This window comes from Vibrio hepatarius (assembly GCF_011806575.1).
GTDB lineage: Bacteria > Pseudomonadota > Gammaproteobacteria > Enterobacterales > Vibrionaceae > Vibrio > Vibrio hepatarius_A.
Map to the genome: position 1 here is coordinate 95,213 of NZ_JAATOO010000003.1, position 18,553 is coordinate 113,765.

The following is an 18,553-nucleotide window of genomic DNA, read 5'->3' on the forward strand; positions in this document are numbered from 1 at the left end:
ATCACCTCGTTCTCATGTCAAGTTGTAGTCCATATGGTGTGATCCGAGTTCGTATGCGTGAAGCTGTAGCCCCAAAACTGCCAACATACTCGGTAAAGTACTTATTCCTATTAATTTCTTTTTTGACGATTAGCCCCGCCGCACTAATGACTTCGTCGCACACAGGCCAACACCTTTTTGCCTTGATCCTGTAATCCCATTCAGCCCACCTTGCATCAAGTGATAATTCGGTTAGGTTGGAAACAGTAAAGTAAATCCGATAGTCCATACGCACCCATGTTTTAACGGCGATGTGTAAAATATCTCTGGAATCAGACCTGTTTGTAGAAATTCTAATAAATCCATTTTTAAAACTGATGCTATTTAAGGATGCTCTGCCAGCAACATGCCTTCTAATTTCTTTTTCGATTATTTTGTCTTTAACTTTGGCGGCCTGCGTATATCCCCTATTGATATAAGAAATTAATGGTTCAGGTAATTTCCTCTTTGGCAAGGCCTTTGAGACAAATAACAAATAACCCCGACTTAAAATGAAGGTAGATGGCTTTCCACCTAACCGAATATCACCGAATCTCAAGGGTTCAAATTTAACAGAGTTATTGATTAACGCCTGTAGTATTTCAGTTTTCACCGTCTGCAGTACATTCGCTTGATGCTTTACGGGAATCTTTGTATAAGGGTTGTGGGGTGCGTTCTCCTTAATGAATCGAGGGCTTAAAATAATAATCGGAGTTATTCTTCCGTCATCATCCAACGAAAATCTGATACGTAAGCTCATGGTCATCAGGCTTTCATTCTGATTTGAAATTAAGACGGCCATATCAACGAGCATTTCTACAGAATAACTGTATTGGTTGATCTGGCGTGGGAGAATGATTCGTGGCTTATTTTTTGGTGTTATTAGGACTGAAACTCCATCCCCTTCGAATGATATGGGATTAAGATTACTGTTTGCGAATACTTCAGAGGCACGTGCCTCGGTTATCGCAATTTCAAAGTCATTAATTCTTTGAGATATTTGGACGTTTAGATTTTCGAACGATGACTGCTTAAGCCCAACTGCTCCACTATCATCTATCATACTGGATAGAAGCGACACGAGAGAATCGTCAATTTCGTCAAGAAAGTCATTGTCGAAGTCAAGACCATTTTCCAGCCCTTCAATATGAAAGTCTATCTCGTCCAGAATGGCAAGAGTATTGTCCTTGTTCATCGTGGGGTTCCTCAGCCTATTTTCTTGACCGCTTCAGTAAGACGATCAAGCGATTTCTTAGAGTCTTCATTGCCCAATTCAATATCGTGAACTGCTGTCTCAGTATTCGTTTTTATGGGTGTCAAATAGTCGACTCGTTGCAACTCCATTTGGCGGCTGATGGTTTTGAGTCTGGATGCTATTTGCCTTAGCCGAGGCTCAAGAGGATTTTTGTGCAGAGATTCGACCTGGTAAACCAATCTACCGCTAGGTAAGGTTTCAGTAGGATCAAAAATATCGAATGAAGGTGCACCTCCTTCGGAAAATGTTAGTACTAGATTCGGTAAGCTAGATATTTCCTCAGGCTCATTGATATTGAAAGTATTTACATGCCTCTTCCAAATAGCTTGTAACGACATTGGTTTTATAGGCATAAATCGATATAAATAATTCAGGCAATGCAGATTTCCAGACCACCCTATACTTCGATCTCCTAGCTTGGTTAATTTGGCTGCCCAGTTATCATCCTCCGCATAGGCCTGCGCAAATGCCCAGTCAGAGTCCAACTGATCTTCAGGCAAATTCATTGCCTTGCCTAAGCTTATATAAGCTTTCGCGCCTTTAAGGTATCCCATTTTTAACGTGTCATGAGTGTTTTCATCCAGAGATATTACCAACTCCTGAATGAGCGAAGCGGTAACATTATGTTCATTGACATATAGACGAAAGTCTTCCCCTCCAGTCAATTGCGCCGAATTGATGAGCGGCATGACAGATGGCGCCGAATAAAATTGAAGTTCGACATCAGTTAATTCTGAAACCCTAGTAATATCAAATGGAAGCACTAACTCTCTATTTAATGCTGAAAACTCTATACTGCCACTCATTACAGCCCTAACTTCAGCAGACATAACTCCTCCTAAGTTCGATAACTAATGCAAAACGGATTTTGGATTTTATAGGCACTCTTTATATTTACTATTCATCTAAATTACTGGTTTTGGTGCCTTAGGATTGTTCACCTACACCTCTAGGCACATAACACTCTTAATATAAGCATGTTCACCACACTTGTTTTCACCTATCACAACAACCTGTAAAAGATAGAATATAAAGCAGATACTGTCTCTGTCATTTAAATAAAAATGAGCATCTCTAGACATCAAAGCAAGCCATTTTTCATACTTTGCATGTTCTACTAAAAGTTCTGCATAGAGTTAATCTGGTGTGACGAGTTGGAGATGAAACAAATTGTCAAAAAAGCTTTTACGGAAGACTCCTCTTGAAGTGGTGCCGTTCTGCTGATTGGGAGATGGTACACTCTTTGATAGGTAGGTTTCGTCCTAAGCTTCAAACTCACTTCTGTCCAGAAACAACTTTGGTAGTGCTGAGTGTAGATTGTACAGTTAAGTTGCGCTTCACCACCAAAGGTGTCAGATCGTGTATGAGTCAGTACAACTAATAGTCCTCTGATATTAATTACTTGAGCTAGGCTTTCTGTAAGTTTAGTTCATTTACCTAGTTCCAAATTAGCAGTCATTTTAGATGAATACCTCGAAACAATAAATCCAACTCATTCCACATACTAAAGGTACCTAAGTAAAAAAACGTAAAGCCATCTTGTTTTTCGCTAACCTGATGAGTATCTTGACAGTAACCATTTCTAGTCAGTTTGATGAGATATTGTGATGTTGAGTAAAGCCACATCGACAACTTACTTTCTGTTGAGCATCTTGATGGCTCTAGTGCTTTCAAGTGGCTTTGCTCGTGCAGATCTCTCGCCAAACCAAGACCATGTTGCTGAAAATGCAGAAACACACCTCAACTATTGCAACTTGCCGGACGAATCCACAACAAAGGTAGAATTTGGCTGCAGCGACCTGTGTGGAAGCTGTTTCGAAAAACAGTGTTGTTCTCATGGACACGCTTCAGGTAACGCGGTTGTTGAAACTCAGCAACGCTCTTATAACGCACCATTCCGCTATGAGTTGGTGACAAGCAGAGCCATTCATTACACCAGTGCCGATTCGCGCTCCCTCTATCGCCCTCCAATAGCCTAGTTCCTATCTCGCAGCACGTTGCTGCAAACAACTTCACTGCACGAGCTAACGTGCGAATTTGTTACGCGTGTAAATAGCACTCTGTTTGCACCATCCTGTGATAGGAAAACCACCATGAAAACGATTTGCTTTGCTCATCAAGAGCACTTTTTCACATGCCCTGCCCATCTTGTAATTACGGCACTAACAGGAGGCAGTTATGACGTATAAACACCTACCTGCTATCTTGTTCGTTTCAGTGTGCTTGATTTGGGGCACCACCTGGTTCGCGATGGAAGTTGCGGTGCAAACCATCCCACCAATATTTGCCACTGGATTGCGCTTTTTTATTGCCGCACCTTTGTTGGTGATACTCGCGAAACACTTCAAACAGCCATTATTGTTCCCGAAGCGGAAAAGGCACTGGATGTTCATCGTCGCAATCTTTTACTTTGCGATCCCATTTACGCTGATGATTTTTGGTGAGCAGTACATCTCATCAGGGTTGGCTTCGATCATCTTTGCCAACATGCCCATCGCGGTCATGATCACGTCGAGTTTGTTTCTCGGTTTGAGGCTGCGTAAGTTGCAAATGTTTGGGCTTTTCATCGCAGTACTTAGCTTGATACTGATCCTTGCTACAGAAATGAGTCTAGGCGGGAATGATTACTTATTAGGTTTTATTGCTTTAGGCGGCGCGGTTGCGATTCACGCCGTGATGTACGTGTGTGTCGAGAAATACTGTAAAGGCATTTCCGTGCTCAGCTACAACGCATTGCCTAGTTTTATTGCCTCGGTAATGTTGTTTGTAACGTCACTAGCGGTTGAGCAACCGGATGTTAGTCAGTTCTCGATGGACTCGATGACGGCGGTTATATACCTCGGCTTGTTTGCCAGCGTGGGTGGCATCGTCGCCTACTTTAAACTTGGCCAAGTCTCAACGCCGTTTACCGCATCGATTTGCTTTCTGTTCTTCCCGCTGATTGCGTTAAGCATTTCAACTTGGATTGCAGGCAGCAGCTTCTCATCAGTTTCATTGGCGCTCTTAGTACCATTATTGGGTGGTATCTTCGTTACCAAAGCAGAGCCGGAGTTTTGGGCGCGATTTCGATTCGGGCCAAAAGCATCAGAACAGAGTTTGTGTGAGCGTTGTATAAAAGAATTGAACGCATAAAACGCACTCAACAACTAAATAAAAAGTAAGTAAAAAGCCCCAAATTCTGGGGGCTTTAAATCATATAAAATAGTAACGCTAAACTGATACCTCAGCACATTCGTATCCAGCTCCAATAGAGCCTCTGTTATCTCAATACGTTCCACGCTTCGCAGAGGATTCTAAAACGTTCGCTGTTGCCGTTCTCTCGATCAGGGTGCCATTTAAGCGCCAATTTTCGCCATGTTTTACGGATTTCTTGCGCGCTGGCATCATGTGGTAGGTCGAAGAGTTTTAACGCCTTAGCGCGGTCGAGGTCTAACGCGCTGGTGCTACCTACAAACTCTCGGTATCTCGTCCAGAATTCATTGAGCAGACGTTTTACTTCGCCTTCTTCCGCTTCATAGTTGTGCCAGTCAAGATAGTATTCGCGCAGAGGATCGTCGATGTCGATCGCTTGTCCAGCAGCCACATAATGAGACAACAAGGCAATTTCCATCGCTTGAACTTGCACCCAATGGTCAGGATAGAGCGTCTCTTGCAGCTGATAGAGCGCATTCATGATCAAGAAGTTGCGTTTGAACAGGTCTTTGTCTGGACTGGCATCAAGAATCGGCATCAGGCCAAGATCATTCAAATGCGCGGCAAGCGTATGTACCTTCCAATCCGATGGCTTTTTACGTAGTACTTCTAAAATCGGCCACAGTAATGGGTTTTCCATGTACTGTTGAAACTGCGCCCTAACCTCTTGATTCACTCTGCCTTCTACCCTCTTATGCAACTTGTTTATAAAACGTTAAAAATCGGACTTTGTCGAGTGAGTATTGGTTTTTTATATTAAAAAAGCCAGCGAGCGCTGGCTTTCTTGAACAAAGTTAACGTTAGTTTAGATAACGCCAAGTTCGCGTAGACGTTCCATTAGGTAGCTGTCTGCTGTGTAACGCTCTGACAATACCACCTCTGGTTTCGGGTGTAGGAACAGTGGCAGAGAAATACGAGAGTGCTCCTGACGTCCGCCCGTTGGGTTAATCACGCGGTGGGTTGTTGATGGGAAGTAACCACCTGACGCTTCTTGTAGCATGTCACCAATGTTGATGATTAGGTTGCCAAAGTCACAAGGCACATCAATCCAGTTGCCATCTTTGGCCATTACTTGAAGACCAGGCTCATTGGCTGCTGGCAAAACCGTTAGCAAGTTGATATCTTCGTGTGCTGCCGCTCGGATCGCACCCGGCTCTTCTTCACCCGTCATTGGTGGGTAGTGAAGAATTCGCAGCAATGTCTTTTGGCTACCATTGATCATTTCAGATAGCGCCACTGAAAACTTCTCTTGAACTTCTTTCGGCGCGTGAGCTTCAACCCAACCTAACAGCTCTTGAGCGAACGCGTTAGCGCGCTCATAGTAATCTAGGATTTGCTCTTTTAGCTCTTCAGGGATTTGGCCCCAAGGGTAAACGTGGAAGTACTCTTTAATGTCTTTAACAGTGTGACCTTTCGCTACTTCAGAGACAGAAGGCGGGAAGTAACCATCTTGAGTTTCAACGTTAAAGGTGAATTCGTTTTTACGCTCAGAGGTAAAAAACTTGTACCAGTTTTCGTAAATTGACTCGACAAGCTCTTTAGGGATTGGGTGATTTTTAAGAACACCAAAACCCGTTTCGCGAAGCGATGTAACAAATTTTTCAGCAGCGTCCTCTGCAAGATAATCCACAGTTTCCAGTTTCATGACTTTTACTTTTCGTTATTGCTATTAGAGTCGCGATTCTATGTGTGAAGTATAGGTAAATCAAACTTTGATGAAATGCTGCGATTAGTTTGTTGTTTTAATGTGCACCTGAGAGATTTTCCAACACATTTTGTTAATCATGGAGTTTCTTAGCCCAAAAATTGCAATTGAACGGCGTTTTATTCAATGGCATGATAGCCACTCACCCGCTATTAAAAAGGTTTTATATGCCGTCAAACAAATCCCCTGTTCTTTACTGGCTCACTGCGCTCTATTCGATTGTATTTATCTTTTCAGCAATCGAGCCTTCATCTAGAGCGGTGTGGATAGCAGAGATTATCCCAGCAGTTGGCGTACTCGCGGTTATTTGGTGGGTATCGCGCTCTTATCGCTTCTCCAATACTGCGTATGTATTGATGTTTGTTTGGTTGGTTCTGCACACCATAGGTTCTAAATACACCTTCGCAGAAGTGCCGTTCGACTGGTTTAATCAATTGATTGGATCCGAACGAAATCAATTTGACCGAGTAGCACATTACTCTATTGGACTTTATGCCTACCCAATTGCGGAGTACTTAATTAGAAAGAATCTGGTGAGTGCCGGGATTGCGATATTCTTTGCGCTGTTTGCGATCATGTCGCTTGCGGCTGGTTACGAGATCATTGAATGGTGGTATGCCGCCCTCGCCGGTGGTGACGAAGGCATTGCATTTTTAGGTTCACAGGGTGACGTGTGGGACGCGCAAAAAGATATGATGATGGATACGCTGGGCGCGTTAACGTCACTAGTGTTACTGGTTATTCAGCAGCGTGTGTTTTCTTCAATCCAAGATAAGTAAGGGTTGAAGCCTTCTGTAAACGGAATTTGAACAACTTGTGGAGTCTCATACTCATGATGCTCCACAATCACCTGCTCTAGTTCTGCATAACACGCTTTCTTGGTCTTCATGATAAGCAGTGTTTCATCATCGCAGCACACTTCACCTTTCCATACGTAATGGCTTTGAATTGGCATCGTCTGAATGCAAGCAGCCAGTCCCTTATTTAACACTGCCTCTATGATTTGCTTGGTGTTGGCTGCGTTATTGGTTGTGGTCAGCGTAATACAAAATTGTCCACTCATGTTGTTCTAATCCTTACTTCTGAACCGTCACTGGGTAGTCTTGTTCGGTCAATTCTTTGATAAAGCTCGAACCCGCCCCTTTGTAGGTGATCCACACTTTTTTCTTCGCTCGTGTCATGGCGACATAAAACAGCCTGCGCTCTTCTGCGTGCGGGTAGCTATCGCCCGACTGAGTCAGAACATTGTCTAAATGCAGCGTCTTCACCCGCGCTGGGAACTGTCCCTCATCTACCGATAAGATAATCACAAAGTCGGCTTCTTTGCCTTTACTCGCGTGACACGTCATAAACTCAATCGATAATAAACCAAAGCGTTTCTGCCAATCGGAAAGTAATTCCGGCTTGTGGTAGTGGTTGCGCCCAAGCAGCAGCACAGACATGGTGCTTTTTGCTTTGCGGTTAAGATCGTCAAGGATCTTTTCTACATTAGCACTTGGTGCCAGCGTGACCGCTTTGGCTTTTTGCTCTTTATGACTCTGAAGCGTTTTCTCGATCTGCGCTGGGTTTTGCTGCACAAATCGGTTAGCCACTTCACCAATTTGATTGTTGAAGCGATACGTCGTATCAAGGTTGTGTACCGTCGAACGCGGGAAACGTTCGGTGAATCCTGTAGTGAGGTCAACATCAGAACCCGCGAACTCATAAATGGATTGCCAATCATCACCAACGGCAAACAACACACAAGATTGGTGCTCACTTTGCTGACATAGCGCTTCAATCAACGCTAAACGTTGCGGTGAAATGTCCTGATACTCGTCAATCATGACGTATTTCCAAGGCGCGCGGAACTTGCGTTTTTCGACCAGTTTCGTCGCCTGAGTGATCATCATATTGAAGTCGATATGCCCTTCGTTTTTGAGCATTTCTTGCCACGCGGTGTAACACGGCCAAGCAAGCGAAAGTTCACTGTTGAGGCGTGTATATTCTTCGTGGTCCACCAGCTGTTGCTGAATCTCTTTTTTGCTCGGTCCCATCGCAGACAACTGCGCCAACTGTTTTGCCAACCAAGCGATCAGTTTCGGGTTTTCAACGTGGCTACCAAGCTCGTCATCACCAGCAAGATACGCGATTGGCCATTTTTGTAGATGCTTTTGCCAACGTTTGAAGTTGGTTGGTGTCATCCAGTGTTTTTTCAGCCAGTCGATACACCACGCGTTACGCAAGTTGTCGTCCACAGCAAGGGGCGAGATCACCACGTCTTTATCGTCAACTTGATTAAGGATCATCAAACCAAGTTGATGGAAAGTGTTTACTTTAACGTTCTCTGCGCTTAAACCAATCTTGTCATCCAGACGCAGTTTCATCTCTTTCGCGGCATCTTTACCAAATGCCAGCATTAGGATCTCTTCCGCTTGTGCCAAATGACTCTGTAGCAAATAAGCGACGCGCGCAGTCAATACGCTGGTTTTGCCAGAGCCCGCGCCAGCAAGCACCAAGTTGTTATCGTCATTCAATAACACGGCTTGTTGCTGAGTCAGGTTAAGAGGCGATGATTCAATACGCGAGAACAGCACTTTCCAGTTCTCAAGCTCTGTCACCATCCAGTCTTCATTACGCTGTGCAAGTTTGGCATCGGTTTCGACAATCCACGGCATTAACTCTTGCATGCGCTCTGGCATTCGAAGTTGTGCATCTTCCAAATCCATTTCCATTTTTTGGAAGTCTTGTTCAAGCTCAACTAACCAGCTTTCTACTTTGGAGTGAGTTAAGAATGCAGGTTGACGAATAAAGCCCTGTACGGTGGATTCCCACTTCGGCAGATACTGATTTAACTGCTCGCACTGATGGTGGTGCCACTTTTGATAACTGACGATGGCATGGCGGGCGAAATCACGACATTTTTCCCAATCTAATCCTTGAACAAGCCATGACTGTTCTTTTCCATTTTCCGTATGTGCATAAAACTGTAGTCCGCCCCAGAATAGTCCCCTTCTGAGCTTGATCTTTCCGCTCCATACATTGAAAGGGATGCGCTCTTCACTTCGGTCAGAGCTTAATATGAGAAAATCTGGTTCAAGCGAAACTTGATGGTATTCGTTTTGGATAAAAAACTGTGCAGTCTTGTTTGCGATTAGCTGCATTCTTGTAATGTCCTTGGAATTCGTGGCCGTTATCATAACTCAACACAAAACGAGTTTGAAAAAATCATGTCAATATCCGCCAACAAGTTCACGCTGTATATTGATTAATCAAATGAACTTGTTTCTTTATTTTCATCAGAAGTTTACCATTGACTATCTATTAGAATGGTCGTTACCCAAAACAGAAAGTTGAAATCACGTGCAATTTCTCAGTCAGTTACGCCTTTATTGGGCCAACAAAACCATTAACTACAGTCTGCTGATCCTCGTCACCTTACTTGGTGTCGTTATTCCCGCTTGGTACTACGAACTTAACTCTCTGATCATTCCTTTAATTCTCGGCGTTATTGCCGCTGCACTTGCTGAAAGTGATGACAAATTTACCGGCAGGCTTAAGTCCGTCACCTTAACGCTGATTTGTTTCGCCGTGGCGACCTTTTCCATTGAGGCGCTGTTTAACTCACCAATTTTCTTTGCCATCGGCCTGTTCACATCCACATTTGGATTTATCATGCTTGGTGCAGTTGGACCTCGATATGCCAGTATCGCGTTTGGTTCACTACTGATCGCGATTTACACCATGCTTGGTGCGCACGAAAGCACTAATTTATGGCTACAACCGGTATTGTTGCTCACTGGCGCTGCTTGGTATTTTTTGATGTCGATGATTTGGTCGGCGTTTTGGCCGATGCAACCCGTACAACAAAGCTTGGCGAATGTTTTCTTACAGCTTGCTAACTATCTAGATACCAAGAGTCAGTTGTTCCACCCAGTAACGAACTTAGTACCACAGCCGCACAGGATAGAAGAGGCGCGCCTCAACGCAGCAACCGTTACGGCGCTAAACCAATGTAAAGCGACATTACTAAGCCGTTCTAAACGTGGACACGTCGACGGCGCGAGTGACCGATTCTTAAATACGTACTTTCTCGCACAAGATATTCACGAGCGTATTAGCTCCAGTCACTATCGCTATCAAGAGTTAGCAGAGCATTTTGGTCACTATGACATTCTATTCCGCTTTAAATACCTGCTTGAGACGCAAGCTAAAGCGTGTCGTGAGATAGCCAATTCAATTCGCTTGGGTAAAGAGTATCAACACGCGGGTGATTCTATTCTTGCGCTAGACGAGCTAGTGAACTCGCTGAGCTATCTACAAAGCCAGGAAAATCCACAGTGGCGCTCACTACTGAATCAACTTAACTACCTGTTCAATAACCTTTCAACGGTCGAAAAACAGCTCAGCAACGTTAATAACCCTGATGCCAACAGACTTGAAGAAGGCGTACTAGATGATACCGAAGCGCACACATTAAAAGCGATGTGGCACCGTATCCGCTCTAACTTTGATAAACGTTCAATGCTGTTCAGACATGCGATCAGAATGTCGGTTGCACTCACTCTGGGTTACGGGATCATTCAATTTTTCGATATTGAGCGCGGATACTGGATATTGTTGACCACCCTATTTGTCTGTCAGCCAAACTACAGTGCCACACGGCAGAAACTGGTGTCGCGGATAATAGGTACATTGGCGGGCTTGTTAGGCGGCGTGTTCTTGTTAACGCTGTTCCCAACCGAAGAAAGCCAGTTGTTCTTTATCGTCGTGTCGGGCGTATTCTTCTTTGCCTTCAGGCAAGGCAACTACAGCTACGCAACCGGGTTTATCACGCTGCTGGTGCTGTTCTGCTTTAACCAACTCGGTGAAGGCTACGCAGTAGTGTTGCCACGTTTGGCGGATACTTTGATCGGCTGCGCTTTAGCGGTATCAGCGGTTGTTCTTATCTTCCCAGACTGGCAATCCCGTCGTTTACACAAAGTGATGGCTGATGCGATTCTGGCGAACAAGAATTATCTGGCGCAGATCATCGGGCAATATCGAATCGGTAAAAAAGACAACTTGTCTTACCGAATTGCCCGCCGCGATGCACACAACCAAGATGCAAACTTGACCAATGCTGTCAGCTCAATGCTGGCGGAGCCAGGGAAATATCGCTCGGCAACCGATGAGAGCTTTCGCTTTCTGACGCTCAGCCATGCATTACTCAGCTACATCTCTGCGTTAGGTGCGCACAGAACCCGTATCGATAATGAAGATACCCACCAACTGGTGTTGGACGCACACCGAGCGATCCACAAACATTTGGAAGTGCTGTTTAACCAACTCAACGACCATTGCGAAAACTGCGATACATCGGAAATTGACGACCCACACCTAGAAGCGCGACTATCAGAATGGCGTGAAGAGGACGAGAATTCAGTACGCATGGTGTTGCAACAACTCTATCTGATTTATCGCATGCTGCCCGAATTGCATTCACTCGCCAATAAGTTTGCGGCACGAATCACTAACCACTCATAAGCAACTCTGTTAGAGGGAGGCCACATAAGGCTTCCCTTGCTTATCTTTAAAAATACCCTGACAAAACTCGGACATTAATTAACCAATCAGACGTAAGCTTAATCCTACATAAGTAAGAAAAGGTAATGGAGATGAGAACTAGCATCTTTCATACGTCAGGAAAGCGCACACGAAACATTCACAACCAGTTGTCTTTTGACATGGTTCGTGAGCAAGTAAAAGCCCTAACCCCTCAACAGCTTCGCCAACTGCGTGGTGACATAGATAACAAACTCGAGCGCGAAAATAACGTCGTGATTACCGACGAAGAAGCGCAATTGATTTCTAGCTTATTTTCTTAATGAACTTGAAAAAGCAGTGGTACATCATAAGCTATAAGTATCAAAGGAGAGAGTTATGTCAGTGTCAGCCGTTCAACCTAGCTACCAGTTGCTAGAACAGTCATCAAAGATGGCTCACGAAGCTGCGCTCGAAATTAATACTCGTTCCCAAATGCCGATAGATAAAGCATCCTCACTCGATTTCAACAAAGTTGAATTTAAGGCACCTAATGTTTCTGATATCGAGCCCTTAATTAAACTCAATCAAGCTAGCCAATACAGCCGCATCGGTACTAACGTGCTGCAACGCGACCAAGATATGATCGGTTCGTTGCTCGACATTCATATATAACCCTCACTAAGTTGTAGCAAACTATAAACAGCTATTGTTATCCTCAGCCGAGCCGTTAGAATCCTCCGATAACTTTTTGCATCATTTTCGCTATGCCCAAATTAAACTTGTCTCAAAACAGTACTTCCTCGATCTTTGAACAAGGCCCTGACACGAATAAGTTAGAACAATTACTCGAACCTCACTTTGAACGCCCTTCCCTGCGCCTGACACCAAGCCCGTACATTTCAGAGAAGAACCTAACGAAACGCTGGCAAAAACTGGACTCATTAACTGACCAAGATGCTCTGCTCGATAAGCAATCGAAAACCAACGCCGAGCTATACAATAAGAACATCGAACATTTCATCGGCACCGTTAAGTTACCCGTCGGCATTGCTGGACCACTTCGCATCAACGGCTTGTATGCCAACAAAGATTATTTGGTACCACTCGCGACGACCGAAGCGGCGCTTGTTGCTTCGTACAATCGCGGTGCTCAACTGATTACTGCCGCGGGTGGTGCAAGTGCAATGTTGTTAAACGAAGGCGTCACTCGCACGCCCGTGTTTGCCTTTGAGCGCTTAGCAGAAGCCGGACAGTTCGTGGCATGGGTGGTCACTCAGTACGACCACTTTAAACAGGTCGCAGAATCGACAACATCACACGGCAAGTTGCACGACATCAACGTCAATATCGACGGCAACCAAGTTTATCTGGTGTTTGAATTTCACACAGGCGATGCGTCTGGTCAAAACATGGTGACCATCGCGACGCACAAAGTGTTTCAATACATTCTTGAGCATGCACCTATCGAACCGAATGAAGCGTTTTTGGATGGCAATCTCTCAGGAGATAAAAAGCCTAATGCTCATACTTTGCGCCACGTGCGCGGAAAGAAAGTATCTGCCGATGTTCATTTGTCTCGAGAGTTAGTCAACAAGTATCTCCACACCACCCCGGAGAAGATGGTTAAGTTCGGCCAAATGACAACGACAGGTTCAGCACTTAGCGGTGGAATTGGTGTGAATGCACATTATGCCAATGCGCTTGCAGCGTTATACATCGCGTGTGGACAAGACGCGGCGTGCGTAGCGGAATCTGCAATTGGTATGACGCGTATGGAGGTCAACGAGCAAGGTGGTTTGTATGCGTGTGTTACCCTGCCAAATCTGATGCTTGGCACTGTAGGCGGCGGAACTGGATTACCGAGTCAAAAAGCGTGCTTGGATATTCTAGGCTTACACGGAAATGGCAATGCAAAAGCACTGGCGGAAGTGGCCGCGAGCCTCTGTTTAGCGGGTGAGCTTTCAATTGTCGGCGCGTTCTGTGCGGATCATTTCACCCGAGCCCATCAAAAGCTCGCAAGATAAAAAATGGAGAGCTAAGCTCTCCATTTTTTTCTTTATCTGTCCGCTACCGTTAAGACTGATGGTAAAAATTCTCTTTAAAGTGAATCATCGCTTTGTTCAGGGCGAGCTCTTTTATCGGTTTAACCAACACATAATCCGCGCCACTGGTGATAAACGCCTGCTTGGTGTCTTGCATCCCATCGGCAGTACAGGCGTATATCGGTGTTGATAGACGCAGTTCATCACGTATGATTCGTGTCGCTTCGATACCACCCAAGTTGGGTAACTGATTGTCCATCATGATCAGTGCGACATCGTCATTCTCTTTCAAATATTCAATCGCGTTACGCCCATCCTGAACCCAGGTGACTGTCATGCCATATTTCTCACAGAAGGCCTTGGCAATAAACGCGTTGGTGTGGTTATCTTCAACAAGTAGCACGTGTAGTGACTCATCAAACATTTCAGACGGTTCAATCAATAGCGTACGTTGCTCTTGGTCACGCTCACCATTAATAATATCAATCGGCAGCGTGATAAATACGCGTGTACCTTGTTCAACTTGGCTGATGATATCGATCTGGCCGTTCATCAACTCCACTAAGCTATGCACGATAGCCAAACCCAGGCCACTGCCGCCGTACTCACGAGTGGTGGTTGATTCTGCTTGAGTAAATGGCTCAAAGATCGCGGTCAACTGGCTCTCGTCGATACCAATACCGGTATCCTCAACTTCCATTTCCAGCAGATGTTGGTTCTCTTTCTCAACACAACGGATCACTACGTTTACTTCACCTTGATGAGTAAACTTAATCGCGTTGCTGACCAGATTAAATAGAATCTGATTCAGTCGTACCAAGTCGCTGTCTGCCCACGTGTCTTCACTAAACTCACGAGTCATGTTGAGTGTAATGCCTTTTTCACAGCAGAGCGGACGGAAGATATTTTCTGCGGTATTCACCAGCTCGACTAAACGGAAATCACTGTGCTGAATATGGAACTTACCTTGTTCGATCTTCGAGAAATCCAGAATGTCGTTGGCTCCCGCTCTCAGATGTTCGCCACTATTACAAAGCACATCGACATGCTCTAGCGCGTGCTTATCTTGCAATTGATGTTTCAGCAGTTGTGACACGCCCAGAATGCCGTTAAGTGGCGTTCTTAGTTCGTGGCTCATCTTCGCGAGGAAATCTGCACGTACTCTAGCTGATTCTTCTGCTTCTTCTTTGGCCGCTTGACTCTGCTTTTCCGCTTCAACAAAACTGGTTATGTCCTGCCCCAACGCCATCACTTGGTTGGTGGAATCGTCACTGATGATTGGCGACAGGTTCCAACGGAAAGTTTTGCCGTTGATAGTAGTGTTTACACCCGTCAGTGTCGCGCCTTGAGCACACATGCGGATGTGGTGACGCAGCTCAGCCAGCAGACAGCGTTTGACTTCCTCGTCTTTAAAACTGCGCTCCGCCGCTGGGTTATAACGAATGAGCTCGCCTTCTTTGTTCCAAAGCGTGATTGGTGAAAGCGAAAAATTAAAGAGATCAGCGAACTGCTTGTCACGTTCATCAAGACGCTTAAATGACAGCTCAAAGCTCTCACCAATACGATGAAACTCCTCAATTGCCGAACCTTCAAAGTTAACCGCGTGCTGGCTTTTAAGCGTCGACTTGATATAGAGCATCAGTTTTTCAAGCTCCACAGAAACACGCTTGCCTAACCAAAGTCGGGTATAGACAGCAAAGAAAGCAATTAGCACGCCTGTGAAGACCATCCATAGATATTGGTTCTGAACAAAGCTATCAATGTGTTCATTACTTTGGATGTTATAGACAGAAAGAAACGTTGGCGTGTTTGACATGGCCAAATCTGTGCGTGAAACCAAATAACGACTCGCGTTAATCGATTTAAGCGACTGCTCTAGCCATTCGATGTGGCGGGGATCTTCAGGTTTGGTGCTCGATGCAATAATTTCAGAGCCAACCGCAAGAAAAAGCTCGTCAGCGTTACTGCCCGAAGCCAGCACATTAACCAACGAATAGTTGTTGTTTAGCACAACGCCGATATAGAGGTGCGCAACGACCTCTCCGGTTTTCATGTCAACCACTGGCGTTCTGCGCACCATCAAGTAATGTGTTCCCATCGATGACGGTACTTGTGCGACATGCCAATCACTGCCAACCACAATATCTTTACTAATGACGGTTAAACGAGCGCTTTCAATACCATAGAATTGCGAGTTACCATCGTCCCAAACCATGCCGTCGCTGGTGGTCAGAAAGCGAAGATCAGGCGATAAGTTGGGTAAAACATGGTCTAAACCTGAGAAAAATCGGTCGACACCGACATTGTCTTTGGCGTGGATTGCGTCAACCAAAGGCTCGTTTCGGCTATAGCTATCCTGCTGTATTTCTAACGATTTGAGGTGAAAGTTGAAGATTTCCTGAACAAGGCTTTGCGTTTGGGTTTTGGTACGAGCGACCTCTTGAGCTACAACTTCTCGATTGACCTGATAGTTTTGCAGCATCATGACTAATATCAGCACGGCAATAGTCAAAAAAATCGAGTTAGTGAGAAGCGTAGCTAACTGATGTGAGTTCCTACGCTTAAATAATATTCTCATTATTGTTCAGAGTACCTGAATGCTCGTTGCTTGAGTTTCTCGATTGCTTGCGGTGTATCTTCTGAGGTCACCAATTCAAAATCTCCCGAGTAAATGTGTGGCACGCTCTTACCTTCAAGATCCCATTTGATCGCTTCTGCCATCGCTACGCCAGTATCATCATTCATACGCATAACCGTGACATCCAATTCACCTTTCGCAATGGCTTCAAGTTCTGCTGTACCACCGCCCCAGCCGTTTAAGATAATATCTTCTCGGCCAAGCTCTTTTAACGCATCTGCAGCGCCTAACGCGACATCCGTAGAGCAAGCGTAAATAAAGTGTAGTTCAGAGTCTTTCTTTAACGCGTTTATCGCTGCCTCACGGCCAGATTCTCTTGTTGCTGACGTGTAAAACGATGACGACAACTTGTACCCGTTGTGGTGGCTCATCTCTTCGATAAACGTATCACCTCGCGCATAACTGACGTAACCCTCTGAAAAATACAGTACCGAATAGCGGCTGTCTTCGTCCATACGTCCCTTGTAGTACTCCTCAAGCATTCTTGTGCCGTTAAGATGGTCGAAGCCCACATACATAAATGGTCGTTGCTCGGTCCAAGCTCTCACCGGTGTGGTGATATTCTGCAGAATAAGTTTGGTATCCGTCGAGCTCATCACGTGTTCAATGAATTTACGGTGACGTGTAGAATCAAGAGTGAAGATTAGGTAATCCGCATCGTTTTTAATTGCGGCAAGTAAAGACAAGCTTTGTTGTCTGACATCAATGCTTGGCCTAGTGAAAACTTGGTTGATCTCATACCGAATGCCGAGCTTTTCCATCCTCGCTTCAAAAGCGCGAATATTTCTGCTCCAGTAATCAGACACTTGATGCCCTGGATAGACAACTGCAATAGATATTGGTTTATCTTGTTTGAGGGATATCGGCGTCGGAGGCTGTCTGACAGCGCTGGCCAATTCATCGGTTAATGCTTTTTGTGCCGGATAGGCTTCCAGATACTCATCGTATTGCCAATAACCATTCAATACTTGAGTGGTATGAGCGTATGACGTCAAAGTAAAAAGGGAAAGAAGAGAGAACTGCAATGCTTTGAACATTAGGATATTATCCACCCCCGCTATGAGAATAGAGTCAGTATAATAAATCAGACCAATGATGGTAGCGGTAAAGTACGAGAATGCTGCTGAATGTTCAATTTACAGACAATATTGAATAGATTTAGGGACATTACGCCATATAACGACTATCCGCCTATTGAAAACAGGACGAAATCGCGCGCAACTACAGCGAAACTACCGCAATGAGTTCTAACTCTCCCCTCACTAAACGCTCTTTGGTTGCTTTAGGAAGCTTTTTGATTTGGTGTTCTACCTTGGATGCTTCGCTGCGTGACGTGCCCGCAGGGTTGTGCCACACAAGTTGCAAAGGTCCTTTGCCTTTCAGTGCCTTGGCGCCTTTACCACTGGTATGTTGCGAAAATCTGCGCTCTACGTCGGTCGTGATACCACAATAAAGCGCATTTGATCGAGTGCGGATCAAATAGACATGCCAATCCGCACTGTGTTGAGAAGTCATTTGAGACATTAATTTGTCAGTTGTTCCACTAGCGCGCGCAGTTCAGCTAACTCTTCTTTCAGTGTACTCACTTCCGCTTCAAGTGCGTCAATGCGTTCATTGTCGCCGCTTTGTACTGGTGCTGCTGCAGTTGCAAAAGACTCTATATCGACTTCGCCACTGAACAGGTGCATGTAGCGAGACTCACGTTTACCCGGCTCACGCGGTAATTTGACCACTAAAGCGCCCTCTTCACGGCTTGCCATTTTCTCTAATACCACTTCCACTTCTTTTACGTCAGAGAACTCAGCTAAGCGGTTTGTACGCGTACGAAGCTCACCCGGTGTTTGTGGCCCACGGAGAAGCAGACAACAAGTAATGCCTTTTTCTTGTTTTGATAGCTTGAGATCGCCAAATTCAGTATTGCAGAAACGATGTTGAAACTTGCTAGCGCGGCTGTTGAAACCACTCTCGTCACTCACTAATCTACGCGCAATCAAACCATCAACGGCTTGCTGGACGTCCGTATCACTTAGCGCCATAACAGGTTCACGGTTACTTTTTTGATTACATGCAGCAGTCAGGCTGTTTAGCGTCAGCGGATAATAATCAGGAGTGGTGACTTCTTTCTCGATCAGACAACCGATAACACGAGCTTCTACAGGGCTCAATTCAATATTCATTTTGCTTTCCTTATTATGTGC

Annotated in this window: 17 protein-coding genes; 7 read left to right on the plus strand and 10 right to left on the minus strand. The window is 45.0% G+C overall.

Annotated elements, in window-relative coordinates; genetic code table 11:
* Position 1: 1 nt before the first annotated feature.
* Together HCZ42_RS03115 and HCZ42_RS03120 are read right to left on the minus strand one after the other, a co-directional pair.
* The gene (locus HCZ42_RS03115) at positions 2 to 1,213 is read right to left on the minus strand and encodes a hypothetical protein (RefSeq protein WP_167419304.1); all 1,212 of its coding nucleotides are present in this window, start codon (positions 1,211 to 1,213) and stop codon (positions 2 to 4) included.
* A gap of 11 nt (positions 1,214 to 1,224) precedes the next feature.
* Positions 1,225 to 2,103: a hypothetical protein gene (locus HCZ42_RS03120; RefSeq protein WP_167419305.1), complete on the minus strand. Its 879-nt coding sequence runs from the start codon at positions 2,101 to 2,103 to the stop codon at positions 1,225 to 1,227.
* A 777-nt stretch (positions 2,104 to 2,880) separates the two neighbouring features.
* On the opposite strand from HCZ42_RS03120, the gene HCZ42_RS03125 reads away from it, so the two are divergent.
* Together HCZ42_RS03125 and HCZ42_RS03130 are read left to right on the plus strand one after the other, a co-directional pair.
* Complete coding sequence (locus tag HCZ42_RS03125; protein WP_167419306.1) at positions 2,881 to 3,252, plus strand: hypothetical protein; 372 nt, start codon at positions 2,881 to 2,883, stop codon at positions 3,250 to 3,252.
* 199 nt (positions 3,253 to 3,451) lie between these two features.
* Entirely contained in the window at positions 3,452 to 4,405 is a 954-nt protein-coding gene (locus tag HCZ42_RS03130) for a DMT family transporter (RefSeq protein WP_167419307.1), read from the plus strand.
* A gap of 127 nt (positions 4,406 to 4,532) precedes the next feature.
* On the opposite strand, the gene HCZ42_RS03135 is transcribed toward HCZ42_RS03130, so the two are convergent.
* Positions 4,533 to 5,105 (minus strand): DNA-J related domain-containing protein, encoded by a 573-nt coding sequence (locus HCZ42_RS03135; protein ID WP_167419427.1) that lies wholly within the window; start codon positions 5,103 to 5,105, stop codon positions 4,533 to 4,535.
* Positions 5,106 to 5,270: 165 nt separating this feature from the next.
* Positions 5,271 to 6,110 (minus strand): isopenicillin N synthase family dioxygenase, encoded by an 840-nt coding sequence (locus HCZ42_RS03140; RefSeq protein WP_167419308.1) that lies wholly within the window; start codon positions 6,108 to 6,110, stop codon positions 5,271 to 5,273.
* A gap of 227 nt (positions 6,111 to 6,337) precedes the next feature.
* Between HCZ42_RS03140 and HCZ42_RS03145 the strand changes: the two genes are divergently transcribed.
* A complete protein-coding gene (locus HCZ42_RS03145; RefSeq protein WP_167419309.1) occupies positions 6,338 to 6,949 on the plus strand; it encodes a DUF2238 domain-containing protein in 612 nt (203 codons plus the stop codon).
* Here the strand turns inward: HCZ42_RS03145 and cutA are convergent.
* Positions 6,913 to 7,233 carry a divalent-cation tolerance protein CutA gene (cutA, locus tag HCZ42_RS03150; RefSeq protein ID WP_167419310.1) on the minus strand — a complete coding sequence of 107 codons (321 nt, stop codon included), beginning with the start codon at positions 7,231 to 7,233 and terminating at the stop codon, positions 6,913 to 6,915. The genes HCZ42_RS03145 and cutA overlap by 37 nt on opposite strands.
* A gap of 13 nt (positions 7,234 to 7,246) precedes the next feature.
* Positions 7,247 to 9,313 (minus strand): DNA helicase IV, encoded by a 2,067-nt coding sequence (helD, locus tag HCZ42_RS03155; RefSeq protein ID WP_167419311.1) that lies wholly within the window; start codon positions 9,311 to 9,313, stop codon positions 7,247 to 7,249.
* Positions 9,314 to 9,512: 199 nt separating this feature from the next.
* On the opposite strand from helD, the gene yccS reads away from it, so the two are divergent.
* The 4 genes from yccS to HCZ42_RS03175 all read left to right on the plus strand — a co-directional run bounded on the left by yccS (position 9,513) and on the right by HCZ42_RS03175 (position 13,699).
* Positions 9,513 to 11,675, plus strand: a complete 2,163-nt coding sequence (gene yccS, locus HCZ42_RS03160; protein WP_167419312.1) for a YccS family putative transporter — start codon at positions 9,513 to 9,515, stop codon at positions 11,673 to 11,675.
* Between the two features lie 131 nt (positions 11,676 to 11,806).
* Positions 11,807 to 12,016, plus strand: a complete 210-nt coding sequence (locus tag HCZ42_RS03165; protein ID WP_167419228.1) for a hypothetical protein — start codon at positions 11,807 to 11,809, stop codon at positions 12,014 to 12,016.
* A gap of 55 nt (positions 12,017 to 12,071) precedes the next feature.
* Complete coding sequence (locus HCZ42_RS03170; RefSeq protein ID WP_167419313.1) at positions 12,072 to 12,347, plus strand: hypothetical protein; 276 nt, start codon at positions 12,072 to 12,074, stop codon at positions 12,345 to 12,347.
* Positions 12,348 to 12,439: 92 nt separating this feature from the next.
* Positions 12,440 to 13,699 carry a hydroxymethylglutaryl-CoA reductase gene (locus HCZ42_RS03175; protein WP_167419314.1) on the plus strand — a complete coding sequence of 420 codons (1,260 nt, stop codon included), beginning with the start codon at positions 12,440 to 12,442 and terminating at the stop codon, positions 13,697 to 13,699.
* Between the two features lie 49 nt (positions 13,700 to 13,748).
* Here the strand turns inward: HCZ42_RS03175 and luxQ are convergent, their stop codons facing one another.
* The 4 genes from luxQ to HCZ42_RS03195 all read right to left on the minus strand — a co-directional run bounded on the left by luxQ (position 13,749) and on the right by HCZ42_RS03195 (position 18,532).
* On the minus strand, positions 13,749 to 16,295 hold the full coding sequence (gene luxQ / locus HCZ42_RS03180; RefSeq protein WP_167419315.1) for a quorum-sensing autoinducer 2 sensor kinase/phosphatase LuxQ: 2,547 nt from the start codon (positions 16,293 to 16,295) through the stop codon (positions 13,749 to 13,751).
* Complete coding sequence (locus HCZ42_RS03185) at positions 16,295 to 17,392, minus strand: autoinducer 2-binding periplasmic protein LuxP (RefSeq protein WP_167419316.1); 1,098 nt, start codon at positions 17,390 to 17,392, stop codon at positions 16,295 to 16,297. The genes luxQ and HCZ42_RS03185 overlap by 1 nt, the downstream gene beginning before the upstream one ends.
* Before the next feature lie 184 nt (positions 17,393 to 17,576).
* Positions 17,577 to 17,879 (minus strand): GIY-YIG nuclease family protein, encoded by a 303-nt coding sequence (locus HCZ42_RS03190; RefSeq protein WP_439848982.1) that lies wholly within the window; start codon positions 17,877 to 17,879, stop codon positions 17,577 to 17,579.
* Complete coding sequence (locus HCZ42_RS03195) at positions 17,879 to 18,532, minus strand: YceH family protein (protein ID WP_167419317.1); 654 nt, start codon at positions 18,530 to 18,532, stop codon at positions 17,879 to 17,881. Before HCZ42_RS03195 ends, HCZ42_RS03190 begins: the two co-directional genes overlap by 1 nt.
* Between the last annotated feature and the right edge of the window lie 21 nt (positions 18,533 to 18,553).